General features: G+C 68.8%; 23 protein-coding genes and 1 other RNA gene. 9 read left to right on the top strand and 15 right to left on the bottom strand.

Annotation, left to right across the window (positions count from 1 at the left end; translation table 11 throughout):
- Window positions 1-137 precede the first annotated feature (137 nt).
- Together typA and EYR15_RS14665 are read left to right on the top strand one after the other, a co-directional pair.
- Window positions 138-1,967: a translational GTPase TypA gene (typA, locus tag EYR15_RS14670; protein WP_131004319.1), complete on the top strand. Its 1,830-nt coding sequence runs from the start codon at window positions 138-140 to the stop codon at window positions 1,965-1,967.
- 105 nt (window positions 1,968-2,072) lie between these two features.
- Entirely contained in the window at window positions 2,073-2,840 is a 768-nt protein-coding gene (locus tag EYR15_RS14665; RefSeq protein WP_131004318.1) for an SDR family NAD(P)-dependent oxidoreductase, read from the top strand.
- A 3-nt stretch (window positions 2,841-2,843) separates the two neighbouring features.
- Here EYR15_RS14665 and EYR15_RS14660 read toward each other — a convergent pair whose 3' ends face one another.
- The 5 genes from EYR15_RS14660 to EYR15_RS14640 form a co-directional block, all read right to left on the bottom strand.
- Window positions 2,844-5,291, bottom strand: coding sequence for a GcvT family protein (locus EYR15_RS14660; protein ID WP_131004317.1), 2,448 nt, complete (start codon window positions 5,289-5,291; stop codon window positions 2,844-2,846).
- Window positions 5,288-6,166, bottom strand: a complete 879-nt coding sequence (locus EYR15_RS14655) for a choline kinase family protein (protein ID WP_131004316.1) — start codon at window positions 6,164-6,166, stop codon at window positions 5,288-5,290. Before EYR15_RS14655 ends, EYR15_RS14660 begins: the two co-directional genes overlap by 4 nt.
- On the bottom strand, window positions 6,163-8,172 hold the full coding sequence (locus tag EYR15_RS14650) for an ABC transporter permease (protein ID WP_131004315.1): 2,010 nt from the start codon (window positions 8,170-8,172) through the stop codon (window positions 6,163-6,165). Before EYR15_RS14650 ends, EYR15_RS14655 begins: the two co-directional genes overlap by 4 nt.
- Complete coding sequence (locus tag EYR15_RS14645) at window positions 8,169-9,203, bottom strand: quaternary amine ABC transporter ATP-binding protein (RefSeq protein WP_131004314.1); 1,035 nt, start codon at window positions 9,201-9,203, stop codon at window positions 8,169-8,171. Before EYR15_RS14645 ends, EYR15_RS14650 begins: the two co-directional genes overlap by 4 nt.
- 79 nt (window positions 9,204-9,282) lie before the next feature.
- Window positions 9,283-10,236, bottom strand: coding sequence for an ABC transporter substrate-binding protein (locus tag EYR15_RS14640; RefSeq protein ID WP_131004313.1), 954 nt, complete (start codon window positions 10,234-10,236; stop codon window positions 9,283-9,285).
- Window positions 10,237-10,414: 178 nt separating this feature from the next.
- Between EYR15_RS14640 and EYR15_RS14635 the strand changes: the two genes are divergently transcribed.
- A complete protein-coding gene (locus EYR15_RS14635; RefSeq protein ID WP_131004312.1) occupies window positions 10,415-11,188 on the top strand; it encodes a DeoR/GlpR family DNA-binding transcription regulator in 774 nt (257 codons plus the stop codon).
- On the opposite strand, the gene EYR15_RS14630 is transcribed toward EYR15_RS14635, so the two are convergent.
- Window positions 11,182-11,430, bottom strand: a complete 249-nt coding sequence (locus tag EYR15_RS14630) for a hypothetical protein (protein ID WP_131004311.1) — start codon at window positions 11,428-11,430, stop codon at window positions 11,182-11,184. The two genes, EYR15_RS14635 and EYR15_RS14630, sit on opposite strands and share 7 nt — an antisense overlap.
- A 209-nt stretch (window positions 11,431-11,639) precedes the next feature.
- On the opposite strand from EYR15_RS14630, the gene EYR15_RS14625 reads away from it, so the two are divergent.
- The 3 genes from EYR15_RS14625 (at window position 11,640) to EYR15_RS14615 (ending at window position 14,172) form a co-directional block, all read left to right on the top strand.
- A complete protein-coding gene (locus tag EYR15_RS14625; RefSeq protein WP_131004310.1) occupies window positions 11,640-12,026 on the top strand; it encodes a DUF1236 domain-containing protein in 387 nt (128 codons plus the stop codon).
- 105 nt (window positions 12,027-12,131) lie between these two features.
- Window positions 12,132-13,100, top strand: a complete 969-nt coding sequence (locus EYR15_RS14620) for a tyrosine recombinase XerC (RefSeq protein ID WP_131004309.1) — start codon at window positions 12,132-12,134, stop codon at window positions 13,098-13,100.
- 82 nt (window positions 13,101-13,182) lie between these two features.
- Window positions 13,183-14,172, top strand: a complete 990-nt coding sequence (locus EYR15_RS14615; RefSeq protein WP_131004308.1) for a DMT family transporter — start codon at window positions 13,183-13,185, stop codon at window positions 14,170-14,172.
- Here the strand turns inward: EYR15_RS14615 and EYR15_RS14610 are convergent.
- The 5 genes from EYR15_RS14610 to ffs all read right to left on the bottom strand — a co-directional run bounded on the left by EYR15_RS14610 (window position 14,135) and on the right by ffs (window position 18,402).
- Entirely contained in the window at window positions 14,135-15,394 is a 1,260-nt protein-coding gene (locus EYR15_RS14610; protein ID WP_131004307.1) for an MFS transporter, read from the bottom strand. The two genes, EYR15_RS14615 and EYR15_RS14610, sit on opposite strands and share 38 nt — an antisense overlap.
- Window positions 15,395-15,401: 7 nt before the next feature.
- Window positions 15,402-16,007 carry a recombination mediator RecR gene (gene recR, locus EYR15_RS14605; protein ID WP_131004306.1) on the bottom strand — a complete coding sequence of 202 codons (606 nt, stop codon included), beginning with the start codon at window positions 16,005-16,007 and terminating at the stop codon, window positions 15,402-15,404.
- A 160-nt stretch (window positions 16,008-16,167) separates the two neighbouring features.
- The gene (locus EYR15_RS14600; RefSeq protein ID WP_131004305.1) at window positions 16,168-16,488 is read right to left on the bottom strand and encodes a YbaB/EbfC family nucleoid-associated protein; all 321 of its coding nucleotides are present in this window, start codon (window positions 16,486-16,488) and stop codon (window positions 16,168-16,170) included.
- A 19-nt stretch (window positions 16,489-16,507) separates the two neighbouring features.
- Complete coding sequence (locus EYR15_RS14595) at window positions 16,508-18,271, bottom strand: DNA polymerase III subunit gamma/tau (RefSeq protein WP_131004304.1); 1,764 nt, start codon at window positions 18,269-18,271, stop codon at window positions 16,508-16,510.
- A gap of 33 nt (window positions 18,272-18,304) precedes the next feature.
- Window positions 18,305-18,402, bottom strand: an RNA gene (gene ffs / locus EYR15_RS14590) — signal recognition particle sRNA small type.
- Window positions 18,403-18,468: 66 nt separating this feature from the next.
- Between ffs and nudC the strand changes: the two genes are divergently transcribed.
- Window positions 18,469-19,362 carry an NAD(+) diphosphatase gene (nudC, locus tag EYR15_RS14585; protein ID WP_131004303.1) on the top strand — a complete coding sequence of 298 codons (894 nt, stop codon included), beginning with the start codon at window positions 18,469-18,471 and terminating at the stop codon, window positions 19,360-19,362.
- On the opposite strand, the gene EYR15_RS14580 is transcribed toward nudC, so the two are convergent.
- A complete protein-coding gene (locus EYR15_RS14580) occupies window positions 19,359-19,757 on the bottom strand; it encodes a DUF779 domain-containing protein (protein WP_131004302.1) in 399 nt (132 codons plus the stop codon). The two genes, nudC and EYR15_RS14580, sit on opposite strands and share 4 nt — an antisense overlap.
- Before the next feature lie 88 nt (window positions 19,758-19,845).
- Between EYR15_RS14580 and EYR15_RS14575 the strand changes: the two genes are divergently transcribed.
- Window positions 19,846-21,231, top strand: a complete 1,386-nt coding sequence (locus EYR15_RS14575; RefSeq protein ID WP_131004301.1) for an aldehyde dehydrogenase family protein — start codon at window positions 19,846-19,848, stop codon at window positions 21,229-21,231.
- The gene (locus tag EYR15_RS14570) at window positions 21,228-22,106 is read left to right on the top strand and encodes a type 1 glutamine amidotransferase (RefSeq protein ID WP_131004300.1); all 879 of its coding nucleotides are present in this window, start codon (window positions 21,228-21,230) and stop codon (window positions 22,104-22,106) included. The genes EYR15_RS14575 and EYR15_RS14570 overlap by 4 nt, the downstream gene beginning before the upstream one ends.
- Before the next feature lie 117 nt (window positions 22,107-22,223).
- Here EYR15_RS14570 and EYR15_RS14565 read toward each other — a convergent pair whose 3' ends face one another.
- The 3 genes from EYR15_RS14565 to lptM all read right to left on the bottom strand — a co-directional run bounded on the left by EYR15_RS14565 (window position 22,224) and on the right by lptM (window position 26,435).
- Window positions 22,224-24,857, bottom strand: a complete 2,634-nt coding sequence (locus EYR15_RS14565; protein WP_131004299.1) for a TIGR02302 family protein — start codon at window positions 24,855-24,857, stop codon at window positions 22,224-22,226.
- A gap of 94 nt (window positions 24,858-24,951) precedes the next feature.
- Window positions 24,952-26,220 (bottom strand): diaminopimelate decarboxylase, encoded by a 1,269-nt coding sequence (lysA, locus tag EYR15_RS14560; RefSeq protein WP_131004298.1) that lies wholly within the window; start codon window positions 26,218-26,220, stop codon window positions 24,952-24,954.
- 26 nt (window positions 26,221-26,246) lie between these two features.
- Entirely contained in the window at window positions 26,247-26,435 is a 189-nt protein-coding gene (gene lptM / locus EYR15_RS14555) for an LPS translocon maturation chaperone LptM (protein WP_131004297.1), read from the bottom strand.
- Window positions 26,436-26,444: the final 9 nt, after the last annotated feature.

The following is a 26,444-nucleotide window of genomic DNA, read 5'->3' as shown; positions in this document are numbered from 1 at the left end:
CGAAGAACTTCGGAAGGGCGCGCGGGCGGCAACCCGCGCGCCCTTGCGTTTCGAGCGCTTTTCGCGCATGTGTGCGCCGCACACGAGAGATTTAAGCGACAGGCGGAGCCGCGCGCGCGGTTCTGAAGCGAGACCCTATGAAGCTCCACAATATCGCGATCATCGCGCACGTCGACCACGGCAAGACCACGCTCGTCGACAAGATGCTCTCCCAGTCCGGCTCGTTCCGTGACAACCAGCGCGTCGCCGAGCGCGTGATGGACTCGAACGACCTCGAGAAGGAGCGCGGGATCACGATCCTGGCGAAGGCCACGTCGATCGTGTGGAAGGACACCCGCATCAACATCGTCGACACGCCGGGCCACGCCGATTTCGGCGGCGAGGTCGAGCGCATCCTCTCGATGGTCGACGGCGTGATCGTGCTCGTGGACGCCGCCGAAGGCCCGATGCCGCAGACCAAGTTCGTGGTCTCCAAGGCGCTGAAGATCGGCCTCAAGCCGATCGTCGCCGTCAACAAGGTCGATCGGCCGGACGCTCGCGCCTCCGAAGTCATCAACGAGGTGTTCGACCTGTTCGCGGCGCTCGACGCCACCGACGAGCAGCTCGACTTCCCGATCCTCTACGGCTCCGGCCGCGACGGCTGGCTCGCCGCAACGCCGGAAGGCCCGAAGGATCAGGGCCTCGCCCCGCTGTTCGAGCTCGTCCTCAAGCATGTCCCGGAAGCGAAGACCGAAGAGGGTCCCTTCCGGATGCTGGGCACGCTGCTCGAGGCGAACCAGTTCCTCGGCCGCATCATCACCGGCCGCATCATCTCCGGCACCGTCAGGCCGAACCAGACCGTCAAGGTGCTGTCGCGCGACGGCCAGGTCGTCGAGAACGGCCGCGTCTCCAAGATCCTCGCCTTCCGCGGCATCGAGCGGCAGCCGATCGAGGTCGGCGAGGCCGGCGACATCGTGTCGATCGCGGGCCTCGTGAAGGCCTCGGTCGCCGATACGTTCTGCGATCCGCAGGTCACCGAGCCGATTCAGGCGCAGCCGATCGACCCGCCGACCGTCTCGATGAGCTTCCTCGTCAACGACAGCCCACTCGCCGGCACCGAAGGCGACAAGGTCACCAGCCGCGTCATCCGCGACCGCCTGCTCAAGGAGGCCGAGGGCAACGTCGCGTTGAAGGTCGAGGAGGCCGCCGACAAGGACAGCTTCATCGTCTCCGGCCGCGGCGAACTCCAGCTCGCGATCCTGATCGAGCAGATGCGTCGCGAAGGCTTCGAGCTCGGCGTCTCGCGTCCGCGCGTCGTGCTGCAGCGCGACCCCGAGACCGGCGACATCGTCGAGCCGATCGAAGAGGTGGTGATCGACGTCGACGAGGAGCATTCCGGCGTCGTCGTGCAGAAGATGTCGGAGCGCAAGGCCGACATGCTGGAGATGCGTCCCTCGGGCGGCAACCGCCTCCGCCTGTTGTTCCACGCTCCGACCCGTGGCCTGATCGGCTATCAGGGCGAGCTGCTGACGGACACCAAGGGCACGGCGATCATGAACCGCCTGTTCCACGCCTATGGCCCCTACAAGGGCGAGATCGCCGGCCGCAACAACGGCGTGCTGATCGCGAACGAACCGGGCGAGGCGGTGGCCTATGCGCTGTGGAACCTCGAGGACCGCGGCCCGATGATCATCGAGCCGGGCTGGAAGGTCTATCAGGGTATGCTGATCGGCATCCACAGCCGCGACAACGACCTCGAGGTCAACGTCCTCAAGGGCAAGAAGCTCACCAACATCCGCACCCAGTCCAAGGACGAGGCAGTCCGCCTGACGCCGCCGATCCGCATGACGCTGGAGCGATCCTTGGCGTGGATCCAGGACGACGAACTGGTCGAGGTGACCCCGAAGTCGATCCGCCTGCGCAAGCGCCTGCTCGACCCGAACGCCCGCAAGCGCGACAGCCGCAAGGCCGAAGTCGAAGTCGCTTGATTTGAGGCTGTGACGAGAGGCTCCGTTCCTCTCGGCCGCTGTTTTCCCTAAACCAGAAGGGACGCGCCAGCATGGCGCGTCCCTTCTTTGGTTTTGGGGGCTCCGATGGCCGGAAGACTTGCAGGCAAGGTCGCGATCGTCTCCGGCGGCGCGACGGGGATGGGCGGAGCGTCGAGCCGGCTGTTCGCGGCCGAGGGCGCGAATGTCGCGATCGTCGACGTCAACGGCACCGCGGCCGAGGAGACCGCAGCCCTCATTCGCAGCGAGGGCGGAATCGCTCAGGCTTTCGTCGCGGACGTTTCCGACGAAGCGGCGGTCGCCCGCGCGGTCGAAGGCGCCAACGCCGCCTTTGGCCCGGTGACGGTGCTGTTCAATCACGCAGGCACGCTGGTGGTGAAACCCTTCCTTGAGACCACCGTCGAGGAGTGGGACTGGCTGCACGCCGTCAATGTGCGCTCGATGTTCCTGATGACGAAGGCGGTGCTGCCGCAGATGATCGCCGCGGGCGGCGGCTCGATCGTCTGCACGTCTTCGATCTCGGCGGTCGCAGGCACGCCGATGGAGGTGCTTTACGACACCACCAAGGGCGCGTGCCACATGTTCGCCCGCGCGATCGCTGTCGAGTTCCGCGAGCGGAACATCCGCTGCAACGCGGTCTGCCCCGGCTTCATCCGCACGCCCCATGGCCTGCGCGAGGTCGATGACCTCATCCGCTATGGCGTCGATTGCTCGGACGCCGCGCTTGCCGTTCAGCAGGGCCGCATCGGCGAGCCGGAGGAGGTGGCGAAAGCGGCGCTGTTCCTCGCGAGCGACGAAGCGAGCTTCGTCAACGGCGCGCAACTCTTCGTCGACAACGGCTACACGGCGGCATGAGCCTCACGCCTTGATGCGCGCCATCGTTGGATCGTAAAGGGCTTTGAGGAACGGCGTCGCCGGGATGATCTCGCCGGCGACGTCGAGCTCATAGCTTCCGGACATCACATAGGCTGCGTCGACGCCGTCGGGATCACGGACATAGCCGTAGCCGATCGGCTTGCCGACGGTGTGGCCGAAGCCGCCGCTCGCGAGCCAGCCGACCCGCTTGCCGTCGCGGATGATGGTCTCGCGGCCGAGCAGCACGATCCCCGGATCGTCCACCGTGAAGCCGGTAAGCAGCCGGGGCAGCGGCTTCGCCGCCTTCTCGACAAGCGCCTCGCGGCCGAGGAAGGGCGTGTTGGACTTGAGCTTCACCGCCCAGCCGAGACCCGCCATCTGGGGCGTGTGATCGGGGCCGATCTCCGCTCCCCAGGCGCGGTAGCTTTTCTCGAGCCGAAGCGTCTCGATCGCGCGATAGCCGGCCGGCGCGATCCCGTGCGGCTCGCCGGCGGCCATCAGCGCGTCAAAGACGGTGGCTGCGAACTCCGTCGGCACATGCAGCTCCCAGCCGAGCTCGCCGACATAGGTGACGCGAAGCGCGAGGGTCGGCGCGCCGGCGACGCCGATGGTCTGCGCCGTCCCAAAGGGGAAGGCGTCGTTGCTTAGATCTGCCGAGGTGACCGCCGCCAGCACGTCGCGCGCCTTGGGGCCGAACAGCGAAAGCACGGCGCGCGACGAGGTGACGTCGACGAGATGGGCGTCGCAGTCCGCCGGGATGGCGCGGGAGATCCAGTCGAAATCGTGCGTCGCGAAACCGGTGCCGGTGATGATGGTGAATTGGTCTTCGGCGATCCGCACGACGGTGAGGTCGCATTCGATGCCGCCGCGCTCGTTCAGCATCTGCGTGTAGGTGAGCGAGCCGACGGGCTTGGCCACATCGTTCGCGCAGATCCATTGCAGCGCGCGCTCGGAATCCTTGCCCACCATCAGGAACTTGGCGAATGAGGTCTGGTCGAACAGCGCCCCCCGCTCGCGGCAGGCCTTGTGCTCGCGCGCGACTGCCGCGATCCAGTTCGGCTTCGTGAAGGAGTAGACGTCGTGCGGCTCGTCGCCTTCGCCGGCGAACCAGTTCGGCCGCTCCCAGCCGAGCTTCTCGCCGAACACGGCGCCGCGTGATTTCAGCCGGTCATACAGCGGTGAGCGGCGGAGCGGACGACCGCTCTCATGCTCCTCCGAAGGCCAGGCCATGGTGTAGTGCTTGGCGTAGGCCTCGAGCGTGCGTTCGCGGACCCAGCCGGTGTCGTGATGGTTCGCGCCGAAGCGGCGGATGTCGACTGGCCAGAGATCGTAAGGCGGCTCGCCTTTCGCGACCCATTCCGCGAGCGCCATCCCGGCGCCGCCGCCGGCCGCGATGCCGAAGGCGTTGAACCCGCAGCCGAGGAAGATGCCGCGCACTTCTGGCGCCTCGCCGAGGATGAAGTTGCCGTCCGGGGTGAAGCTCTCCGGCCCATTGATGAGTTGTTTTATGCCGGCGGTCTCGAGGGCGGGAACCCGACCGAGCGTCAGCTCCAGCGTCGGCGTGAAATGGTCCCAGTTTTCTTCGAGCAATTGGAAGGCGAAGTCCTTCGGCAGCCTGTCGGCCGTGCCCCAGGCGATCGGGTTCGGCTCGTAGCCGCCGACGACGAGGCCGCCGACCTCCTCCTTGTAATAGGTGAGCCGGTCGGGATCGCGCAGCGTCGGCAGGCCGCGGGTGACGCCCTCGATCTGCTCGGTGACGATGTACTGGTGCTGCACGGGGGCGAGCGGCACGTTCACGCCCGCCATCTTCGCGAGCTCGCGCGACCAGAGGCCGGCGCAGATCACCAGCTTCTCGCACTCCACGCGGCCGAGATTGGTGACGACGGCGCGGACCCTGCCGTTCTCGACCTCGATGTCCTGGACCGCGACCTCCTCGCGGATCGTCACGCCGTTCTGGCGGGCGCCTTTGGCCAGCGCCTGCGCGATGTCGGAGGGGTTGGCCTGCCCGTCGGTCGGCAGGAAGGCCGCCCCGATGACGTCGTCGATGGTCATCAGAGGCCAGAGGCCTTGCGCCTCCTTCGGCGTCAGCAGCTGCATCTCCAGCCCGAAGGAGCGCGCCGTCGTCGCCTGCCGCTTCACCTCGATCCAGCGATCGGGCGTGCAGGCGAGGCGCAGGCCGCCGTTCATCTTCCAGCCGGTGGCGAGCCCGGTCTCCGCTTCCAGCTCCTTGTAGAGCTTCACGCTCTCACCCAGCAGCTGCGTGATGTTGGCGCTGGTGCGGAGCTGCCCAACGAGGCCGGCCGCATGCCATGTCGAGCCGGAGGTCAGCTTGTCGCGCTCGAGCAGCAGGACGTCCGTCCAGCCCATCTTGCCGAGATGATAGGCGGTCGAGCAGCCGACGATGCCGCCGCCGATCACGACGACCTTGGCGGACGAGGGAAGCTCGGTCATTGCGTCATCTCATCGAAGCGTAGAAGCGCCCGCTCAAAGCGGCTGAGGTTTTCCGCGGTGTAGGCGCGGTAGTCGAAATCGAGCGGGGAATGCAGTTCTGAGACCATGCTCCACAGCGCCTCGCGCAGCAGCGAAGCGACGAGCATCGCCTGCACCCGCGCGCGTAAGGCGTCGTCGGGCGCGCGGCGGTAATAGATTGCGACCAGTTGGTCGGTCTCGTCCGGGCTGAAACCGTTGTTCGAGGCCACGCCACCAAGATCGAATAATGGGGTGTTGAAGCCGGCGTAATCCCAGTCGATCAGCCAGAGCTTCTCGCCGTCGTCGATGAAATTGCCGGGCAACAGATCGTTGTGCGCGAACACCACCTCGGTTGGCCCGACGAAGGCCTCGATGCGGTCGGCGATCGCCTCCAGCCGGGGCAAGTCGCTGACCATCCGGTGCCCGCCGTCGCGCAGGGTGTGGCCGTAGTTCCGCAACACGTGGAACGTCCAGAAGGCGAGCGCCGGACCTTTGAGGTGTTTTCCGAGATCGCGGTGCGTGCGGCGGATGAGTTCGGCGACCCGCGGCAGTTCGGCCCGCACGTCGGCCTCACCGAAGGTACGGCCTTCGATGTGGTCGATGACGATCACGCCCGGCTCGAAGTGGCGGAGCGCGGGCGAGACGCCCGCCGCTTCCGCCGCCATCGCCGCCGCCCGCTCGTTGAAGCGCATGACATTGTGAAGCGGGATGTCTTCGCCGAGCCGCACGACATATTTGCGGCCCTGGTCGCGGACCAGGAAGTTGCGGTTGGTGATCCCGCCGGTCAGCGGCTCCGGGTCGACTGGTCCCTTCCAGAAGGCGAGCCCGCAGACCCGCGCCACCGGGTCGATGGTCACGCCTCGACCCCCATCCGCGCCCTCATGCGGCCGGCGGCGGCGGAGATCAGGCGGTCGGCGACCATGCCGATGAAGGCGACGCACAGTCCAGCCACGAGGCCGCGGCCGACATCGGCCTTGGCGAGCGCGGAGTAGGTCTCCTGGCCGAGGTCGCGCGTGCCGACCAGCGCGGTGATCACCAGCATCGACAGCGCGAGCATGATCGTCTGGTTCACGCCGAGCAGGATTTCGGGCAGCGCCAGCGGCAGGCGGATGCGCTTGAGGATTTGCCCGCGCGTGCAGCCGTTCATCGCGCCGGCTTCGACGAGATGCGGCGAGACGCGCGCGACGCCGTGGGCGGTGTAGCGGATCGCCGGCGCGACGGCGTAGAGCACGATCGCGATCAGCGCCGTGAAGTCGCCGACCCGGAACAGCATGACGATCGGGATGAGATAGACGAACGAGGGCAGCGTCTGCAGCGTGTCGACCACGGCCTCAACCACGCGCCAAAGCTTCGGGCGCTGCGCCGAGGCGATGCCGATTGGGATGCCGATCAGCGCCGAGAGGACGACCGACACCACGGTCAGATAGACCGTGATCATCGTCGTCGGCCACAAGCCCACGACGACCGGGAACAGCGCCATCAGGCCGACGGTGAGCGCGAGGCGCCAGCCCCCGAGCCGATAGCCGGCGAGCGCGATCACCGCGACGACCCATGGCCAGGGCAGCGCCAGCATGAAGCGCTTGACAGGGATGAGCACGTTGAGCAGGACGCCGGTGCGGATCGCCTCCAGCGTCGAGAAGAAGTTGACGTTGATCCAGCTCACGATGTCGCTGAAGAACGCGCCGGTCGAGAGCTTCCAAGCCTCGGGATAGACCGCCAGAGGCTGGCTGATCGCGGCCGCGGCCCACAGCGCCAGGCCAAGGCCGAGGCCGCCGATCAGGATGTTTCGCCGCCCTGTCGACTGACCCTGAACCGCCGCCCCCGAACGGACGGCGAGGGCTTGCGCGAAACGGTCGAGCAGCACCGCGAGCACGGTGATGGCGAGGCCGGCCTCCAGACCCTTGCCGATGTTGAGCGAGCGCAGCGCCGTCAGCACGTCCCATCCGAGGCCGCCGGCGCCGATCATGGAGGCGATGATCACGACGTTGAGCGAGAGCATGATGACCTGGTTGACGCCCACCATCAGCGCGGGCAGCGCGCTCGGCACCAGCATCTTCCACGTGATCTGCCGCCGCGTGCAGCCCGTCATCAGTCCAAGGGAGCGGATCTCCTCCGGCACCGCGCGGATCGCGACGATCGTCACGCGCACCATCGGCGGCAGGGCGTAGATCACGGTCGCGACCATCGCCGAGACCGGGCCGAAGCCGAACAGGATGAGCATCGGCAGCAGATAGGCGAAGACCGGCATGGTCTGGGCGACGTCTAGCAGCGGCGAGACGATCCGCTCCAGCCAGCGCCAGCGCACGCAGGCGAGGCCCACGAGAAGCCCGCCCGCTGCGCCAAAAAGGCTCGCGACCAGCACGGAGGCGAGCGTGACCATCGCGCTGTCCCACTGGCCGAAGACCGCGAGATAGGCGAGGCCGAACCCCATCTGGAGTCCGAGCGCGAGGCCGCCGACCGCGTAGCCCGCGGCCACGCTGAGAACGATCATCGCGAACCAAGGGATCGCAGGCAGGATCACGACGGCGTCCGACCCCTGACCCTGGATGAAGCCGGTCGCGAACACCGATTTCGCGAACTGGAGCGGGAGGTCGAGGGTCCAGGCGATCGCGCGGGTGAAGTCGTGGACCGTGAAGAACCCGAAGCTCGCGCTCTCCATCAGCCACTTCATGAAGGCAGAGATCCAGCTCCCGAACGGGACCTGCCAGGCGAGCGGATACTTCCACGCCCAGGCCGGCAGCGCGTTCGCGGGCAGCATGACGAGGACGATCGTCGCGATCAGCACGGCGATCCACATCAGCCGGCCCGGCGCGATCCGCGAAAAAACCGCCGGCGAGGCGGGTCGCGCTTCGGCGAGGCTCATGCCGCCTGGTCCGCGCTTTCGCGGCCGATCAGCACGTCGATCACGGCGCGGCGATCGACCTTGCCGACCACCTCCCCCTCGTCGACCACGGCGAAGGGCTTCTCCGCCTCCTCGATCTTCCGCGCGAACGCCGCGATCCGCGCGGAGGCGCCGACCACGCCCGCATAGTCGGCGGCGGGGTCCGGCGGGCTCATGATGGAGCGGGCGGTCAGGATCTTGGCGCGCGGCGCGTCGCGCGTGAAGGCGCGGACGTAGTCGGTCGCGGGTCTGAGAACGAGCTCTTCGGCGGAGCCGATCTGCTCGATCCGTCCATCCTTCATGATCGCGATCCGGTCGGCGATCCTCACCGCCTCGTCGAAATCGTGGGTGATGAAGACGATCGTCTTCTTCAGCATGTCCTGCAGCCGCAGCACCTCGTCCTGCATCTCCCGACGGATCAGCGGGTCGAGCGCGGAGAACGGCTCGTCGAGGAACCAGAGGTCCGGCCCGACCGCGAGCGAACGGGCGATGCCGACGCGCTGCTGCTGGCCGCCGGACAGCTCGCGCGGGAAGCGGCTTTCCCGTCCCGACAGCCCAACGAGTTTTATCATCTCGAGCGCCTTGGCCTCGCGCTCGGGCTTCTTCATGCCCTGCACGTCGAGGGGGAAGGCGACGTTGCCGAGCACGGTGAGGTGCGGCAGCAGCGCGAAGTGCTGGAACACCATGCCCATCTGGTGGCGGCGGATCTGGATGAGGTCGCCCTCGGCCATCCTGTTGAGGTCCTTGTCCTCGAACAGGATTTCGCCCGCGCTCGGCGGCGTGAGCGCCGCAAGGCACCGCACCAAGGTGGATTTGCCGGAGCCGGAGAGGCCCATGATGACGAAGGTCTCGCCGCGCTCGATCGTGATGTCGACGTCGCGGACCGCGGCGGTCACGCCGGCCTGGGCGAGCTCTTCGCTCGTTCCGGAAAAGCGCCCGTCGCGCACGAAGCGCGCGGCGTTCGCGCCATAGAGCTTGGCGACGCCCCGGGCGGCGAGGATCGGATGGGCCATTCGTCTTCCGCGTGGAGTTCGGGGATTAGCGAGCTCCGCCGGCGATGCGCCGCCGGCGGAGCCTTCGCGAACGCGCCGCTTACTTCTTGCCCCAGCTCTTCCAGGTCGCGTCGTTCTTCGCGATCCAGTCGGCCGCGACGTCCTCGACTTTCTCGCCGTCGATGTCGACGCGAGCGGCGAGCGCGCCGATCGTCGCGTTGTCCATCTTGTAGTCCTTGAGGATCGCGTAGGCGCCCGGCCACTTATCCTTCATGCCGGCCCAGGCGGCCTTGTAGATCGGGCCCGTCGGCTTGGCGCAGTCGTACTTCGCGTCTTTGTTGATGCCCCAGGCCGGATCGTCGTAGCACTCCTTCGTGTACTTCGGGAATTCGACGAACTCGCCCTTATACTTGATGGGCGCCCAGTGCGGCACGTAGATCCACAGCAGGATCGGCGCCTTGCGCTCGTAAGCGCTCTTCAGCTCGGCGAACATCGCGGCGTCCGTGCCGGCGCGCACGACTTCGAAGGGAAGGTCGAGCGCCTGAACCCGCTCCTCGTCCCAGCCGCCCCAGGTCACGGGGCCGGAGAGATAGCGGCCCTTCGGCGCGGTCTCGGGCGTGGAGAACGCCTCGGCGCAGTCCTTCAGCGCCTTCCAGTCCGGCAGACCGGGGCACTTCTCCTTCATGTATTCGGGATACCACCAGTCTTCGCGAGCCTCGAGACCGCTCGGGCCGAGGTTCTCGACCTTGCCCGTCGCGACCGCGGCGTCCATGGCCTCGCCCGCGGTGGTCGCCCAGACCTCGATCACGACGTGGAGGTCGCCAGATCCGACGCCGGTGAACTGCGCCAGCATGTCGGCCGGCGCGTATTCGACGTTGTAGCCGGCCTTCTGCAGAATGCCGCCGATCAGGTGGGCGCTGATGAGCTCCCCGGTCCAGTCGTTCAGCGTGATCTTGATCGGGTCCTTCGATTCCGGCGCGGCGGTCGCGGCGCCGGTGCCCAATGCGAGGGCGACAGCGCCCGTCGCTAGCATGCGCGTCACAGTACGAAGCATGGCTTGTCTCCCGGATCGGGTCGCCCTCGCGCGAGGGCCCCGAACTGCAATGCACCTCCGGCGCCAACTCGCAGGAAAACCAAGTTCCTCAGAAGAAAACCACATCAGGTGTGGGATTCGGCTTGTTCGCCGTGTCCCAACCTCACATTCTGCCCAGAAGAGCAGCGGGGCCAGCCTCATGGTGGACCAGACTCGCCGCCAGCAGGCGATCATGGACCTCGTCCGCGACGAGGACGTCACGCGCGTCGCCGAGCTTGCCCGCAGGCTCGGCGTCTCGGACGAGACAATCCGCCGAAACCTGAAGGGGCTCGTGGAAGAAGGCCTGCTTATCCGACGGCATGGCGCAGTCGGTCTCGCGGAGGCCGCGGTCGAGGCGCCGTTCCGACGCCGCATGCGCGCCAACGCCCAGGCCAAGCGCGCGATCGCCGCCCTCGTCGCGTCCAAGGTGCGCGACGGCCAGTCGCTGATGATCGACACCGGCTCGACCACCGCTTACGTCGCGCAGGCCCTCGCCATCCGGCGCCGGCTAACCGTGGTGACCAATTCGCTCGAAATCGCGCGCCATCTCGTCGGCCGCAACGACAATTGCGTCTACATGGCGGGCGGCGAACTGCGGGCGGATCTCGCCGCGGCGGTCGGGCAGGAGGCGGCGGCCTTCATCCGACGGTTCCAGGCGGATGTCGCCATCCTGTCGGTCGCGGGCGCGGATCCCGACGGGCACTTCGCCGATTTCGATCTCGACGAAGCCCGGATCGCGCGCGCGATGATCGAGGGTTCGGCGAGCCGGCTGATCGTGGCGGATCACAGCAAGCTCGGCCGCCGTGCGCCGGTCACCATCTGCGATCCGGCCGAGATCAACGAACTCGTGACCGACCAGGAGCCGCCCGCGGATGTCGCGCGCTGGCTCGACCGCTGCGGACTGACGGTCTCGTGGCCCGGCGTCGATCAGTAGAGATAGGGACCATACGGGCCGTAGGGTCCGATGCGGCTTGCGAAATAGGCGTCGTCGAGCGCGCGGCGGTTCTCTCGGCGACGCTCCACATCGAGCGTCATGCGGCAGTTCGCGAACGTCTCGGTGCCGGGCTTCATGCCGTAGCTCCGGCATTTCTCACGGTCCATCTCGGCTAATCTTGCGGGATCGGCGGCGCATGCCGAGAGCGTGAGCAGCGCCATGAGCGCCAAGAGCGGCTTCATCTCGTGCGTTCCTTCCATCCACGCCAGCCCACAGAACCGGAGCGAGCCTGCAAGGTTCCATAGCACCTTTTCTGAAGCGTGAACGCCCATTCATAGTTGCGACGCAACACAACGCTTAACCATTTCATGAATGCGCCCCGCTCGACTGGAGGAACCCTTGGGGGAGTGCCGCGTTGTTTGGCGGGGCATATAAGAGAGAGACACACACCATGCGCAACACCGCCACAGCACTCGCGCTCGTCGTGACGCTCGCCGTTCCGACCGCCGCCTTTGCGCAGGAAGGCACCGTTAGCGGCGCCGCCGGCGGCGCGGTCACCGGCGCTGTCGTCGGCGGTCCTGTCGGCGCCGCGGTCGGCGGCGTAGCCGGCGCCGTGATCGGCACGGCCGTCGCGCCGCCCAAGAAGGTCCGCACCTATGTCGTCGAGGACCGCAGCCGTCCGTCCGTTACCTATAGCGGCGACGTCGTCGTCGGCGAGCGCCTGCCCGAGACCGTCCAGGTCTATTCGGTGCCGGACAGCGACTACAGCTACACCGTCGTCAACGATCGCCGCTACATCGTCTCGTCGGACCGCAAGGTCGTCGAAGTCGTCGAGTAATCGATCGGTCGACAGCATTGCATGAAGAGGCCCCGCCGCGTTGGCGGGGCCTTTTTCGTGTTGGCGGTTGAGAAGCGGTTAAGCGTGGCGCCGCAGGCTTTGCCCATGAGCGACCGATCGATCGTCCTGCTGCCGGCGGAAGCCGACGTCGAAGCCGCCTATCGCGACTGGCTGAGCGGGCTGGCTCATGAGCGCCGCCTGTCGCCGAACACCGTCGAATCTTACGCGCGCGACGTCCGCATCTTCCTCGCCTTTCTCCAGAACCATCTCGGCAAGCCGGCCTCGCTCGCCGATCTTGCGGGCCTCACGCCACGCGATGTGCGCGCCTTCCTGGCCTTCCGTCGCGCCGACGGGCTCGTCAGCCGCTCGCTGATGCGCGGGCTCGCCGCCATGCGCTCGTTCGCGCGCCGTCTCGCCCGCACCGGCCGCGGAGAGGCTTCGGCCTTCGCCGCCGTGCGCTCGCCCAAGATCCCGCGCAGCCTGCCCAAGCCGATCGCCGCGCCCGCCGCCAAGCGCCTGCTCGACGTCGAGACGCGCGACGGAGAGGAGCGCGAGGCCTGGGTGCTGGCGCGCGACGCCGCGGTGCTCGCATTGCTCTACGGCTGCGGCCTGCGCATTTCGGAAGCGCTGTCGCTGACCCGCGCCGAAGCGCCGGTTCCCGGCGTCGATCTGATCGAGGTCACCGGCAAGGGCGGCAAGCGCCGCCAGCTGCCGGCGATTCCGGCCGTGCAAGCGGCGGTCGCGGATTATCTCCAGCAGTGTCCCTACGCGCTGAAGGATAGCGGGCCGCTATTCGTCGGCGCCAAAGGCGGGCCGCTCAATCCGCGGATCGTCCAGGCGGCGGTCGCCCGCATGCGCGGCGGGCTTGGCCTGCCTGACAGCGCGACCCCGCATGCGCTTCGCCACTCCTTCGCGACGCATCTGCTGTCGCGCGGCGGCGATCTCCGAACCATCCAGGAACTGCTCGGCCACGCCAGCCTCTCGACCACGCAGATCTACACCGAGGTCGACGCGGCGCGGCTCGCGGCGATCCACCAGGCGTTTCATCCGCGGGCGCGCGCGGCGTCGGGATAGTCGGCATAAACGGTGGAGGGGCATGCGCGGTCCGCAAATGACTGCGCAAGCCGCCGCGTGCTAGGCCGCGGACATGAGTGACATGCCCCCCGCCGCAGATCCGGACGTCGTCCCTGACGTCGCCGCCGCGCGCATGCCCGCGCCGCTCTCCGGCTACGCCCTCGCGGCGCTCGGCGCGATCTTCTTCTCAAGCAAGGGGATCATCATCAAGTTCGCCTATGCCGAGGGCGTTGACGCCGAGACTCTGCTCGCTCTGCGCATGGGCCTTTCGGTCCCGATCTATGTCGCGATCGGTCTCCTGAGCGTCTGGCGCGAAGGCCGGCCGGCGGCGCTCGACGGGCGCATGGTCGCCGCCTCGCTCGCCATCGGCCTGCTCGGCTACTGGTTCGCGAGCTACGCGGACTTCCTCGGGCTGGTCTACATCTCCGCCCCGTTCGAGCGGCTGATCCTGTTCACCTATCCGCTGTTCACCGTTCTGCTCGGCGCGGCCTTTTTTCGCCAGCCCTTCCGCCTGAAGGCGCTCGGCGCCTTTGCGGTCGCTTATTGCGGATTGGCGCTCGTGTTCTCGAAGGACATGCGGGCCGCAGGGCTCGAAGCGACAAGCGCTGGGACAATGCTTGTGCTCGCCTCGGCGGTCGCTTTCGCGCTCTACCAACTGCTTGCGAAAGGCCGGATCGCCGCGATCGGCCCAAAGCTGTTCACCTGCCTCGCCATGTCGGCCGCGGCCTTCGGCGCGCTGCTGCAGTTCGCGCTGACGCGGGACGTCGGCTCGCTCGGCCAGCTGTCGGAACGCGTCTGGATGCTCGCGATCCTGCTCGCGATCGTGGGCACGGTGCTGCCAAGCTTCCTGCTGTCGGCGGCGCTCCATCGCATCTCCGCGCAGGCGAACGCGGCGATCGGCACGGTCAGCCCGATCGCGACGCTCGTCCTCGCGGCGCTGTTCCTCGGCGAACGCGTGACGGCGGTCGACTTCGTGGGGGCGGCGCTGGTGCTCGCGGGGGTCGGCTGGTTCACCGTCAGCGAGCAGCGGCGGGTCAGCCCTCGCGCCGCTCCAGCGACCGCGCGGTCCTGAGGCCGGGAAACCACCACGCCCACAGCGCGGAGACGGCGGTCGCCCCAAGGCCGCCGACCACGATCGCCGGCATCACGCCGATCGCGGCGGCCATCGCGCCTGCCCGGAACTCGCCGAGTTCGTTCGACGCGCCGACGAACATCATGTTCACGGCGTTGACCCGGCCGCGGACCTCGTCCGGCGTCCAGAGCTGCAGCAGGGTCTCGCGGATGGTGACGCTCACCATATCGGCGGCGCCCATCACCATCAGCGCGCCGATCGACAGCGCGACCGAGGTCGACAGACCGAAGACCGCGCTTGCGAGCCCGAACAAGCCGACGCAGGCGAACATGATCCGCCCCGCATGATCGCGCACCGGGAATGCGGAGAGCGCGAAGGCGGTGAGGATCGCGCCGATTCCGGGCGCTGCGCGCAGCAGGCCGAGACCCCACGGGCCGACGTCCAGCACGTCGCGCGCGACCGCCGGCATCAACCCGACCGCGCCGCCGAGCAGCACGGCGAACAGGTCGAGCGTGATCGCGCCGAGCACGATCTTCTCCTTGAAGACGTAAGCGAAGCCCGCGACGAGCGTCGACCAGCTCGCCTCCATCGCCCGCCGGAGCTGGACGACGCGGATGAGCAGCGCGAGCACGGTCGCCACGCCAAGCATCGCGGCGGCCGTGCCGTAGGCGACTGCGGGGCCAAGGCCGTAGAGCAGGCCGCCGGCGACCGGCCCGACGATCGAGGCGAACTGCCAAGCGGAGGACGCCCAGGTCACCGCGTTCGACAGCGCGGCCGGCGGCACGGTGCTCGGTACGATCGCCGAGCTCGCCGCGCCGAAGAAGGCGCGCGCCACGCCGAACAGGACGAGCACCGCGAAGATCGGCGCTGTCGAGCGCTCCCCGGACAGCGCAAGCGCGACCAGGGCGAGCGCGCCGATCGCCTCGGTCGCGCAGCAGACCGCCATAATGAGCCGGCGGGGGAAACGGTCTGCGGCCGGACCCGTGATCAGCACGAGCGCAAACGCCGGCAGGAACTGGGCGAGGCCGACGAGGCCCAGATCCCACGGGTCGCGCGTCATGTCGTAGACCTGCCAGCCGACCGCGACCGACACGATCTGCACCGCGAAGGTCGAGCAGACCCGCGCCGTCCAGAACAGCACGAAGTTGCGGTGGCGGAAGGCGAGCGGCGAGTCGGGCACGCCGCTCGCCTGCTCCGGCGCGTCAGGGCCGATTGTGGTCACGAACGCCTCAGAATGCGGTGCGGCTGCGGATCGCGGCGGCGAGCGTGCCGTCGTCGAGATAGTCGAGCTCCCCGCCCACCGGCACGCCATGCGCGAGGCGCGTCACCTTCACGTCCGAATCGCCGAGGAGGTCGGTGACGTAATGCGCCGTGGTCTGGCCCTCGACGGTTGCGTTGACCGCGACGATGACCTCCTTCACCTCCGGCGCGGCGGCGCGTGTCGCAAGGGTGCCGAGGTTGAGGTCCTCCGGCCCGCGGCCGTCGAGCGCTGAGAGCGTGCCCCCGAGCACGTGGTAGCGCGCGTTGACCGCCCCCGAGCGCTCCAGCGCCCAGAGGTCCGAGACGTCCTCCACGACGACGATGGTGGATGCGTCCCGGCGGGGATCGCGGCACACGGAGCAGGGGTCCTGGGTGTCGACGTTGGCGCAGGTCTCGCACACCACGACCCGCTCGCAGGCGATCCGCATCGCGTCCGACAGCGGCTCCAGCAGCCGGTCCTTGCGGGTCAGAAGATGCAGCGCCGCGCGCCGCGCCGAACGCGGGCCCAGGCCCGGCAGCTTCGCGAGAAGCTGGATTAGGCGTTCGATCTCGGGGCCGGCGGGGTTGCGGGACATGGGATGTCACAAAGCGTCATCCCGGCCGCAGAATTGCGGCGGGGCAGAACCGTCATCCCGGACGGCGCGTAGCGCCGAGCGGGATCGTGCGCAGAAAGGAGCCTTTTCCTGAAGACGATCCCGGCTCCCGCTTACGCTCGGCCGGGATGAGGACTGGAATTCAAAACAGCTTCATCCCCGGAGGGATCGGCAATCCCGCGGTGACGCCCTGCATCTTCTCCTGCATGGCGGCCTCGGCCTTGGCCTTTGCGTCGGCATGGGCCGCGACGATGAGGTCCTCGACGATCTCTGCGTCTTCCGGCTTCAGCAGCGAAGGGTCGATCTTCAGGGCGCGAAGCTCGCCCTTGGCGGAGAGCGTGACCTTGACCGCGCCGCCGCCCGACGCGCCCTCGACGATCACCTGCTCGAGCTCCGCCTGAGCGTCCTGCATCTTCTGCTGGAGCTCCTTGGCTTTCGCCATCATGCCCATGATGTCGCGCATCGCAGTCCTTCCGGAAGTGTCAGAAATCGTCGTCGTCTTCGGCCGGAGGTAGGGCGTCGCCCGCCGCAGCGTCAAGCTCCGGCTCCTCCGAGACCTGGGCGCGCGGGCGGACGTCGACGATCACCGCACCGGGGGCCTTGTCGAGGATGGCGCGAACGGACGGGTGCGCTCGGACCCCCGCCATCGTCGCCGCGGCCTCGGCCTCGCGCGTCTCGTGCAGCGTCGGCGCGCCTTCGCCGCTCGCGACCGCGACCATCCAGCGCTGGCCGGTCCATTCCTGAAGCTTCTTCGCGATCTCGGCGGCGAGCCCCGGAGAGGCGTCCGGCGTCGGCTGGAACTCGAGCTGGCCGTCCTCGAAGCGCACCACGCGGACCTGCCGCTCGAGCGCCCGGCTCATCAGGATGTCGCGGTGCTTCGCCGCCATCGCCGCGACGTCCTCGAAACGCTGCAGGCGGATATGCGGCTGCGCCTCCGCCCGCGGCGGGGCCTGCGCCGCTTCGGGGGCTGCGGCGAAATCGCGGGCGTGGGCGATCGCGGGGCTGGGGCGCGCCGGCGCCATCGCCTGGGCCGGGCTCGGGCCGCCGGACGGGCCGTTCAGGGCTGGAGGGCGCGGAGGCGACGGGGACGAGCCGTCGGAAAGCTTGCGGACGAGCTCGTCCGGGGTCGGCAGGTCGCTGGCGTAGGCGAGCCGGACCAGCGCCATGTCGGCGGCCTGCGCCGGCTTCGGCGCGGCCTGCGTCTCGGCGATCGCCTTCAGCAGCATCTGCCAGGCGCGCGACAGGGCGCGCATCGACAGCCGCCCGGCGAACTCCGCGCCGCGGACACGCTCGCTCTCGGTGAGCGCCGGGTCCTCGGCGGCCTGCGGCGCGAGCTTGATCCGCGTGACGAGATGGACCGCCTCGGCGAGATCCGCGAGCACGGAGGCGGGGTCGGCGCCGGATTGGTGGGCCGAGCGGAAGATCTCGATCGCGCCCGCGGCGTCGCCGCGCATCACGGCGTCGAACAGGTCGAGCACGCCGATGCGGTCGGCAAGACCCAGCATGCCGCGCACGGCGGAGGCTTCCACGCGGCCTTCGCCATGGGCGATCGCCTGGTCGAGCAGCGAGAGCGCGTCGCGCACCGAGCCCTCGGATGCGCGCGCGACGACGGCGAGCGCCTCGTCGTCGATCTCGACCTCTTCGGCCTTCGCGATCTTGGCCAGATGCGCCGTCATCTCGTCGGCCGCGACGCGGCGCAGCGAAAACGACTGGCAGCGCGACAGTACCGTGACCGGGACCTTGCGGATCTCGGTCGTCGCGAACACGAACTTCACATGCGGCGGCGGCTCCTCAAGCGTCTTCAGGAACGCGTTGAACGCGCTCGTCGAGAGCATGTGGACTTCGTCGATGATGAAGACCTTGTAGCGCGCCATGACCGGCGCGTAGTGCACGGTCTCGAGGATCGCGCGGACGTCCGCGACGCCGGTGTGCGACGCTGCGTCCATCTCGATCACGTCGACATGGCGCGATTCCATGATGGCCTGGCAGTGCACGCCGAGTTCGGTAAGGTCGACCGTCGGCGCGCCCGTTCCGTCCTCGCGCTCGTAGTTCAGCGCGCGGGCGAGGATGCGGGCGGTGGTGGTCTTGCCGACGCCGCGCACGCCCGTGAGGATCCAGGCCTGCGCGATCCGCCCTGAGGAGAACGAGTTCCGCAGCGTCCGGACCATCGGCTCCTGGCCGATGAGGTCCTCGAAGCGCTGCGGCCGGTACTTTCGGGCGAGAACGCGGTAGGGGGTCGCGCTCATCGGCCGCTCCGCCTCGCCGCGAATGAAGGGATGGGTGGGAGGTCGGACGACGACCCGTATCGGTCTCGTTGGGGCTGCTTCCTTTCGGACCTGACCCGGTTGGCGAGGAACACGCCCATCGCCAACCTCCCGGCGGCTATATGGCCTGCGGAGGGGGATGGGTGCAAGAGGCGCCGGCGCATGGCAAACCGTGATCGATGTCCGATCCGACCACTCCGCCCGATCTAGGCTATGCCGGCCTCGCCCTCGATCGCTGCGGCGATGCGCGCGGCGACCCCGGCTTCATCGCGGCGCAGGAGGCCGACGTCGCACGACGCTACGCTCTGTTCTTCGGCGACGACGTCGCGCTGCGGGAAGAGGGTGGGCTGCTGTTTTCGGCCGACGAGGCCGATGCGATGGGCGCCGAGACGCCGGCCATCTTCCTCGGACGCTCGCTGGAAGGCCCGGTGTTCGCGGCGACCCTCTCTGTCACGCCCCCTCACGCCGACGATCTTCGCGCGCTCGCGACCGACGGGCGGCTCACCGGAGAAGCGCTGGCGCTCGCGGGCTGCGCGAAAAGCCTGCTGTCCTGGCACGCGCGCCATGGCTTCTGCTCGAATTGCGGGTCGCGGACCGAGTTCGCCTCCGGCGGGTGGCGGCGGGAGTGCCCTGCTTGCGGAACGCATCATTTTCCCCGCGTCGACCCGGTCGTGATCATGCTGGTGACGCATGAGGGGCGCTGCCTGCTCGGCCGCCAGCCGCGCTTCAGGCCCGGCATGTGGTCGTGCCTCGCCGGCTTTATCGAGCCCGGCGAGACTCTGGAGGAGGCCGCGCGTCGCGAGATCTTCGAGGAGGCGGGGGTCAGGCTGGGCGCGGTCGGATACGCCTTCTCCCAGCCATGGCCGTTCCCGGCGCAGCTGATGATCGGCGTCACCGCCGAGGCGTTCGACGACCGGCTGACGATCGACGAGGTCGAGCTCGAGGAGGCGCGCTGGTTCTCCCGCGAGGAGGTCGCGGCGATGCTCGAAGGCCGCCACGAGGCGGGCGCCTTCGCGCCGCCGCCGGCCGCGATCGCCCATCACCTGTTGAAGCTTTTCGTCGCTGGCGGTTAGGCCGCCGCAGCGTCGAGCGCTCGCGTCTCCGCCTCGGTGAACAGGCGAGAACGGATATGAAAGCGCACCTCGCGGCCGTTCTCCAGGCTGAACATGCCGCCGCGGCCGGACACGACGTCGAGCGTAAGGTGCGTGTGACGCCAGTATTCGAACTGCGACGGGCTCATGTAGAACGGCGCGCCGCCGACCTCGCCGAGCTTCACGTCGTCGTCGCCGACGATGTAGTCGGTCCGCGCGAAACACATCGGGCTCGACCCGTCGCAGCAGCCGCCGGACTGGTGGAACAGGATCTCCCCGTTCTCCGCGGTCAGCGTCGCGATCAGCTCCAGCGCGCGCGTCGTCGCGACCACCCTCTCCGGGGCTTCGCCGATTTCGGACTTTGCTTCCGTGCTCATGGCGTCTCCTCCACGCCCTTCATATAAAGCATCTGACGCGCGTACGAAGGCTTGGGCCTGCATTGGCGCGTCGTCGAAGGAGAGGGCCGTGACCGACCAGATCTGCATCTCGCCCATCGACGGACAGGAATTCGCGCGCCGCTCGAGCTGGCCGATGGAGCAGCTCGAACAGGCGATCGCCGACGCGCGGGCGGCGCAGGCCGAATGGACGCGGGTTCCGCTCAGCGTCCGCTCGGCCAAGATGCTCGAATTCATGAACGCGCTGCTCGGCCTCAACCAGCAGATCGTGCCGGAGCTTGCGCTGCAGATGGGCCGCCCGGTGCGCTATGGCGGCGAGATGCGCCCCGTGGAGGAGCGCGTCCGCCACTGCATCGCGACGGCGGAGGCTTCGCTCAGCCCGGTCACGCCCCAGCCAAAGCCCGGCTTCCGGCGCATGATCAAGCGCGATCCGCTCGGCCTCGTGCTGGTCATCGCGCCGTGGAACTACCCCTACCTTACCGCGGTCAACACGATCGTCCCCGCGCTGCTCGCGGGCAATGCCGTGATCCTCAAGCATGCCGCGCAGACGATCCTCGCCGGCGAGCGGTTCCAGGAGGCGATGGACAAGGTCGACCTGCCGAAGGGCCTGTTTCGGAACGTGGTGATGGACCACGACCAGGCCGGCCAGCTGATCTCCGCCGGTCGCTTCGACCACATCAACTTCACGGGCTCGGTCGCGGGCGGAAGGACGGTGGAGCGCGCGGCGGGCGGGACGTTCACCTCGATGGGGCTGGAGCTCGGGGGCAAGGACCCGGCCTATGTTCGCGCCGACGCCGACCTAGACTTCGCGGTCGAAAATCTCGTCGACGGCGCCTTCTACAATTCGGGCCAGTGCTGCTGCGGCATCGAGCGCGTTTACGTCCACGAAAGCCACTACGACCGCTTCGTCGCGGGTGCGGTGGAGGCAGCGTCAAAATACGTGCTGGGCAACCCGCTCGACGAGACCACGACGCTCGGGCCCATGGCGCATGTGCGCTTCGCCGCCACCGTGCGCGCCCATATCGCCGACGCCTTGGAGCGCGGCGCGACCGCGCATCTCGATCCCGCGTCCTTTCCGGCGGACAAGGCCGGCACGGCCTATCTCGGCCCGCAGGTGCTGACCGGCGTCGATCATTCCATGCGGGTCATGGTGGAGGAGAGTTTTGGGCCGGTCGTCGGGATCATGAAGGTCAGGGATGACGAGGAGGCCATCCGGCTGATGAACGACAGCGCCTATGGACTCACCGCCTCGATCTGGACCGCGGACATCGAGGCGGCCGAGGCGATCGGCGACCTCGTCGAGACCGGCACCGTCTTCATGAACCGCTGCGACTATCTCGACCCTGCACTCGCCTGGACAGGGGTGAAAGACACCGGCCGCGGGGCCTCGCTTTCCGAGATCGGCTTCCACCAGCTGACCCGGCCGAAGAGCTTCCACCTGCGCGAGCGTTCATGACACGGCCCCTACGCATCCTCGTCGCCGAAGGCGGCACGGTCGAGCTTCGCGAGCGGCACGCCGCGCAGTCCGGCCGCACGCCAAGCGCGTTCTACGCCGATATCCTCACGACCCTCGGAAAAGACCTCGGCGCTGAGATCGAAACCGAGATCTGCTTCCCGGCCGACGAGGGCGCGGTCCTGCCTGACGCGGCGGGGCTCGAAGGCTATGACGGCGTGGCGATCACGGGCTCCGGGCTCAACCTCTGGAAGGGCGAGCGCTCCTCCTTGGCGCAGGTCGATTTCGCCCGAGCCGTGTTCGACGCGGGCGTGCCGATCTTCGGCTCGTGCTGGGGCCTGCAGGTGGCGGCGGCGGCGGCCGGCGGCGCGGTGACGCGCAACCCTCAAGGCCGCGAGGTCGGCATCGCCCGGTCGATCCGCGTGACCGAGGCCGGGCGGGCGGCGGGGCTGCACCAGGGCCGACGCGAGGTGTTCGACGCCCCGGCGATCCATTCCGACGAGGTCTCCGTGCTCCCCGAAGGCGCGACCGTGACGGCGACCAACGAGCTCTGCGCGGTTCAGGCGGCCGAGATCCGGCACGGCAAGGGCGTGTTCTGGGGCGTCCAGTTCCACCCGGAATACACTTTCGCCGAACTCGGCGGCATCCTCACCCGCATCACGCCGATCATGGTCGAGGAAGGCTTTTTCCGCGCGCCGGAGGAGGCGGGCAAATATGTCGCCGACCTCGTCGCGCTCGACGAAGATCCCGGCCGCAAGGACGTCGCCTGGCGCCTCGGCGTCGCGCCCTCGGTGCTCGATCCCAAGGTCAGGCGGACCGAGCTCATCAACTGGCTCGGCCGCGTGACGGCCGAGGCGAGCGCGCGGGGGCGGGCTTGAGCCATCATCTCGGACGGCCTTCCGGCCGATCCGGGATCTAGCGCAAGAAAGAGCGCTTGTTCCTGAGGACGATCCCGGCTCTCGCTGCCGCTCTGCCGGGATGACGGCCGAGAAATCTCAAGGCGCGAGCAGCCGCTCGAGGTAGTCGAGCTCGTCGCGCGAACGCTCGGATTCGCCCAGCCTCCTCCGAAGCTCGTCCAGCACCTTCCGCGCGCGCTCGGCCTCGATCTGGCCGGGCACCTTGGTGGTGTTGCCCTCGCTCTCGCGGCGGCGGGTCGGGCGGCCGAGCGGGTCGTCGTCGCGGCCCTCCTCGCCATTCTCCGCGCCCTGTTCGCCCTGCTGGCCGCCCTGTCCAGGCTGGCCCTGGCCTTGGCTCTCGGCCATCGCCTGCGCGCCCTTGCGCATGCTTTCGAGCGCCTTCTGTTGCTGGTCGAGCGCCTCGCCGGTCTGGCCCTGGCCGAGCGCGCCCTTGGCGTCGCCCATGCTCTTTCCTGCCTGGCCAAGCTCGTTCTGGCCGGGCTGCTGGCCTTCGCCCTGGTTCCCCTGACCCTGCTTTCCGGGGTGCTGGCCTTTCTGCTGACCCTCGCCTTGCTGTTCGCCGGGCTGCTGCTCGCCTTGCTTCTGACCCTCGCCCATCTCCTTCATCATCTGGTCGAGTTTTTCGCGAAGCTGCTGTTGCTGCTTCTCGAGGTCGCGCATCGCCTGCTCGCCCTGGTCCCCTTGCTTCTGACGGCCCTGCTGGCGCTGATTGCGGTCGGCGCGGTCGTTCTGGCGATATTGTTGGAACGTCTTGTCGCGCAGCTTCTGCTGCTCGCGGATCATGTCCTGCAGTTTGTCCATCTGCTGCTGCTGGGCCTGGGCGTTCGGGTCGGCCTGCTGGCTCTGCGCGTTCTTCAGATTGTCGAGCATGTTCTTGAGGTCGGCGAGCGCCTGCTTGGCGGCGTCCTTGGAGCCCTGCTTCGAGAGCTGCTCCATGCGGTCGACCATGTCGCGCAGGTCCTTGGGCGTGACCGCCTGCGCGCCCTTCTGACCGGGTTGAGCTGGCTGCTGAGGCTGCTTCTGCGCCTGCTGCGCCATCTCGCGCATGAATTTTTCCAGCGCCTGACGCAGATCCTGCGTGAGCTTGGCGACCTCCTGCTCGGACGCGCCCTCCTCGAGCGCCTTGCGCAACGCCTGTTCGGCGGTCTTCAGGTCGCGCTCGGCGTCCGGCAAATCGCCGTCCTCGATACGAAGCGCCACCTCCCAGATGTAGTCGGCCGCGCCGCGGAGCTCGTCGTCGGAGACCGCGATCTCCAGCCGGCGATAGGCGGTGGTGAGCCCTAGATAGACGCCGGCCTGCGGGGTGAACTGCTCCGGATAGAGCGCGAGCGCGCGAAGCGCCTGCAGCACGCGCGGCTTGGAATCGCCGTCGGAGGCCAGCACGCGGCGCTGCTCGACGAGCGCGCGCGCGAGCGGGTTGGTGAAGCTGCGGGCGGGAAGCCGCAAGGCGACCGGGGCGGAGGCGCCCTCCTGGCCGGCTTCGTCGCGGGCGTAGAGCGTCATGGTCGCTTCCGCGCCGGCGAAGGGGTGCTCCATCGTGTCGAGCGGGGTCTGCGCGCGCCCCTCGCGCGCTTTCGCGCGCGGCAGGCCGAGCGCGATCTTCGGCGCCTCGTAGAGCGGGCGCGGCTTTGCGGGCGGCGCGTCGCCGCGGTCGCCCGTCGTGCGACGGGGGGCCGCCGCCGGGTCCGGCTTCAGCACGAAGCGCGCCTCGGCGGCGGCGACGCCATAATCGTCCTTCACCTCGTAGCCGACGGTCGCCGTCCCGCGGGCGTTCTGCTTGGGCGCGCCCTCGATCGTGATCGACGGCGGAACGTCCGGGATGGCGGCGAAGCGCCAGGCGCGTTCGGGCGATCCGGCGGCCGCGATCTTGAGGCCGGCGTCGCCGGTAAGCTTGAAGCGGCGTTCGGTGAGTCCTTCCGGAGGACGATTTTCGGTTTCGACCGGCTCGACGCCGCCCTCGGGCGTAACAGCGACGGCGCCCCCCGACCCGCGCACCACCACCATCGAGCCGACGGGCGCACGCACAGTTTCGGCGGCGTCGGGCGTCACCGCCGCGGCGTCCGCGCTTGCGCGAGCGGTGAGGAAGATCGGCGGTCGCCCGGTATAGGCCGGCGGCGCGACCCAGGCGTCGACGCGCGCCGGCGCGCTCTCGGGCGCGGGCGTCGTCCAGTCGAAGGCGGCGCGCAACCGACCGCCGCGGTCCGCGCCCGCATAGGCGAAGGCCGCGACGGCGACGAGGCCGAGCAGGAAGCGCAGCGCGTAAGGGTCGCGCGCCGCGAGTCTTGGCGCCGGCGCGCCGGCCCTGAGCCGCCTGGCGTCGGCCGCCAGCTTTTCGGCATGCGCCTTCCAGAGCGCGCGCGTCAGGGGATCGTCGGAGGTCGCTGAAAGCCTGTCGTCGAGGCTAGTCGCAGGGCGATGGGCGACGCCGCTTTCGCGGTCGAGCCGTGCGAGCGCGGCCTGGCGGCTCGGAAGGCCGGCCCTGACGATCGGCGCGAGAATGCCGAGAAAGGCGAGGGCGAACAGGACGACGCCGGCCATGCGGCCGAGCGGAGGGAGCGCGTCCCAAAGGCCGAACCAGGAGACTGCGAGGAACAGCGTCGCGACGCCGAGCGCGGCTGCGGCCCAGGGCCACGCGTTCTCCCAGAAGAGCGCGAGCCGCGCCCTGAGGAGAAGGGCGCCCAGATTGGGTCCGTCTCGTCTATCGCTCGCCAACCGCCGGTCTCCGGCCCCCGCCTAAGGATGCTGTTTGTGGCACGCTAGCATGGCGGCCGCAGGGCGCACAGACGCGACGCCAGCGGCGAGGACGTTACGCCAGCCAGTCCGGCACGGCGTCGAGCGCGATCAGCTCCTCGACGCTTGGCCGGGCGCGGACGATCGCGAGACGGTCCCCGTCGACCAGCGTCTCCGCCACCAGCGGGCGCGAATTGTAGGTCGAAGCCTGCACCGCGCCATAGGCCCCGGCGGTCATCACCGCGAGCAGGTCGCCCGGCTTTGGGATCGGCATCTCGCGGTTGAGCGCAAGGTAATCGCCGGTCTCGCAGACCGGGCCGACCACGTCGACCCGCCCGCGCGGCGCCTCGGGAGCCGGCTCGCTCACCGGCCAGACTTCGTGATGCGCCTCGTAGAGCGTCGGGCGGATCAGGTCGTTCATCCCGGCGTCGACGATCACGAAGGTCTTGTCGGCGCCCTGCTTCACGTAAATCACGCGCGTGAGCAGGATCCCGGCGTTGCCGACGATCAGACGGCCCGGCTCGAAGATCAGCTTGGCGTCGATGCCCCTGGTGAGCCGCTTCACCATCTCGGCATAGGCCGCGGGCAACGGCGGCGGCTCGTTCGAGAGGCGGTAGGGGATGCCGAGGCCGCCGCCGAGGTCGACGTGGTCGATGGCGTGGCCGTCGGCCCTGAGCTCGGCCACGAAGGGCAGCAGCCGGGTGATCGCGCTCTCGAACGGCGCGAGCTCGGTGATCTGGCTGCCGATATGCATGTCGACGCCGGCGACCTTGATCCCCGGCATCTTTGCGGCTTCGGCGTAGACCGCGCGGGCGCGGCCGATCGGCACGCCGAACTTGGTCTCGGACGACCCGGTCGAGATCTTGGCATGGCTCTTGGCGTCGACGTCGGGATTCACCCGGAGCGCGACATGGGCCTCGACTTGTTTTTCGGAAGCGATCTGCGAGATCGCCTCGAGCTCCGGCTCGCTCTCGACGTTGAAGCTGAGGATCCTGGCGTCGAGCGCGGCGGCGATCTCCTCCTCCGTCTTGCCGACGCCCGAAAAGGTGATCTTTTCGCCCGGCGTCCCGGCCTTCAGCGCGCGCTGGAGTTCGCCCGCGGAGACCACGTCCATGCCGCAGCCGAGCCGGGCGATGGTCGTCAGCACGGCCTGGTTTGAGTTCGCCTTGACGGCGTAGCAGACGAGGTGATCGACGCCGGAAAAAGCCTCGTCGAATACGCGGACGTGCCGGGTCAGCGTCGCGGTCGAGTAGACGTAAGCGGGGGTGCCGGCCTCCTCCGCGATCCGCGAAAGCGCGACCCCCTCGGCGTGAAGCGCGCCGCCGCGATAGTCGAAATGGTGCATGGCCTAAGAGCGCCCGTCGGCAGAGGTCAGTTCAGCAGGCCGTCCAGCACGAACGGCCGCGTCGACTTCTTTGGCCGCTTGTCGCTCGTGCCGTCGGGCTTCTTGACCGTCTCGACTTGCGTGCCCGCGGGATATTCGGGGTCGCCCTTTTTGCCGCAGGCGGCGAGGCCGAGGCTGAGCGCGAGCAGGGCGGCGATGGCGGCGATGCGGCTCACGGGCGGTTC

The organism is Hansschlegelia quercus (genome assembly GCF_004310425.1).
In the GTDB taxonomy this organism is placed as follows: domain Bacteria; phylum Pseudomonadota; class Alphaproteobacteria; order Rhizobiales; family Methylopilaceae; genus Methylopila; species Methylopila quercus.
The sequence above is the reverse complement of the archived record's forward strand: the minus strand, read 5'-3'. Positions and strand labels throughout refer to the sequence as shown.

Coding starts and splice junctions, on each gene's coding strand:
- typA (WP_131004319.1), top strand. CDS start 138: ATGAAGCTCCACAATATCGCGATCATCGCGCACGTCGACCACGGCAAG.
- EYR15_RS14665 (WP_131004318.1), top strand. CDS start 2,073: ATGGCCGGAAGACTTGCAGGCAAGGTCGCGATCGTCTCCGGCGGCGCG.
- EYR15_RS14660 (WP_131004317.1), bottom strand. CDS start 5,291: ATGACCGAGCTTCCCTCGTCCGCCAAGGTCGTCGTGATCGGCGGCGGC.
- EYR15_RS14650 (WP_131004315.1), bottom strand. CDS start 8,172: ATGAGCCTCGCCGAAGCGCGACCCGCCTCGCCGGCGGTTTTTTCGCGG.
- EYR15_RS14645 (WP_131004314.1), bottom strand. CDS start 9,203: ATGGCCCATCCGATCCTCGCCGCCCGGGGCGTCGCCAAGCTCTATGGC.
- EYR15_RS14640 (WP_131004313.1), bottom strand. CDS start 10,236: ATGCTTCGTACTGTGACGCGCATGCTAGCGACGGGCGCTGTCGCCCTC.
- EYR15_RS14635 (WP_131004312.1), top strand. CDS start 10,415: ATGGTGGACCAGACTCGCCGCCAGCAGGCGATCATGGACCTCGTCCGC.
- EYR15_RS14630 (WP_131004311.1), bottom strand. CDS start 11,430: ATGAAGCCGCTCTTGGCGCTCATGGCGCTGCTCACGCTCTCGGCATGC.
- EYR15_RS14625 (WP_131004310.1), top strand. CDS start 11,640: ATGCGCAACACCGCCACAGCACTCGCGCTCGTCGTGACGCTCGCCGTT.
- EYR15_RS14620 (WP_131004309.1), top strand. CDS start 12,132: ATGAGCGACCGATCGATCGTCCTGCTGCCGGCGGAAGCCGACGTCGAA.
- EYR15_RS14615 (WP_131004308.1), top strand. CDS start 13,183: ATGCCCCCCGCCGCAGATCCGGACGTCGTCCCTGACGTCGCCGCCGCG.
- recR (WP_131004306.1), bottom strand. CDS start 16,007: ATGTCCCGCAACCCCGCCGGCCCCGAGATCGAACGCCTAATCCAGCTT.
- EYR15_RS14600 (WP_131004305.1), bottom strand. CDS start 16,488: ATGCGCGACATCATGGGCATGATGGCGAAAGCCAAGGAGCTCCAGCAG.
- EYR15_RS14595 (WP_131004304.1), bottom strand. CDS start 18,271: ATGAGCGCGACCCCCTACCGCGTTCTCGCCCGAAAGTACCGGCCGCAG.
- nudC (WP_131004303.1), top strand. CDS start 18,469: ATGTCCGATCCGACCACTCCGCCCGATCTAGGCTATGCCGGCCTCGCC.
- EYR15_RS14580 (WP_131004302.1), bottom strand. CDS start 19,757: ATGAGCACGGAAGCAAAGTCCGAAATCGGCGAAGCCCCGGAGAGGGTG.
- EYR15_RS14570 (WP_131004300.1), top strand. CDS start 21,228: ATGACACGGCCCCTACGCATCCTCGTCGCCGAAGGCGGCACGGTCGAG.
- lysA (WP_131004298.1), bottom strand. CDS start 26,220: ATGCACCATTTCGACTATCGCGGCGGCGCGCTTCACGCCGAGGGGGTC.